The following is an 814-nucleotide window of genomic DNA, read 5'->3' as shown; positions in this document are numbered from 1 at the left end:
CAAACGAGGTTGCCGCGTGACGCGCATGCGAAAGATTGCTTCGATATGCGAACTTCGTGAATCGCCCGCCTTGTCATGATCGTGTCATATGACGGTGGTGTAATGTCGCGCCTTATTGGCTACCCCATCAAGACAACTGCTCTCGAAAACACCATGAATTACACACAACATTTGTCGACCCCGGCCGTCGTGTTCCGGCCAACCGGCGCGCCTGTACATACCCGCTTCCTCACTAGGTTCGACCTGCCCGCGATCATGGAATTGGAGCGCGAGAAATGGGATGAGGTACAAGCGGCGTCGCAAAGCGAATTGCATAACCGCATCGACATGCATCCCGACTTGTCCATAGGCGCATTCTGTTCCCGCACCGGTGCGCTGCTCGCCACACTCTTTCTCAAGCAGGTAGCCGACGATTTCCATCACGGGGTGCAGACCTGGAGCGACTGCGCGAAGCTTCCCTCGCCGAAGCAAAGCAGCTCCCTGTTCGGTGTCAGCTTGAGCAGCCGCAACAAAGCCGGCACCGAGGCGTTGTTTGCGTTTTGCTGGCCCTATGCGCTCAAGCGCGGCTGGCGCTACGTCTATCTTGGATCTCCCGTTCCGGGTTTGCGCGATTGGTTGCAAACCTGCCCGGAAAGCGATGTCGAGGAATACGCCCGCGCTTGTCGCGGCGGCCTGCCGCTGGATCCGCAATTGCGCTACTACCACGCGCGCGGCTTCGACGAAATCATCGCGGTGAAACCGGGTTATTTCCCGCATCAGCGTTCGCTCGATTATGGCGTGCTGCTGCGTCACACGGTTCCGCTAAGCGATTTTG

At 58.2% G+C, this 814-nt stretch carries 1 protein-coding gene; it reads left to right on the top strand.

What is annotated here, in order from left to right:
* Positions 1–153 precede the first annotated feature (153 nt).
* On the top strand, positions 154–814 hold a 661-nt coding region (locus KHU33_RS26145; protein WP_211468477.1), incomplete at its 3' end, for a hypothetical protein.

This window comes from Collimonas silvisoli, from assembly GCF_018305005.1.
GTDB classification, from domain to species: Bacteria; Pseudomonadota; Gammaproteobacteria; order Burkholderiales; family Burkholderiaceae_D; genus Collimonas; species Collimonas silvisoli.
Note: the sequence above shows the minus strand (reverse complement) of the source record. Positions and strands in the feature narration are given on the sequence as shown.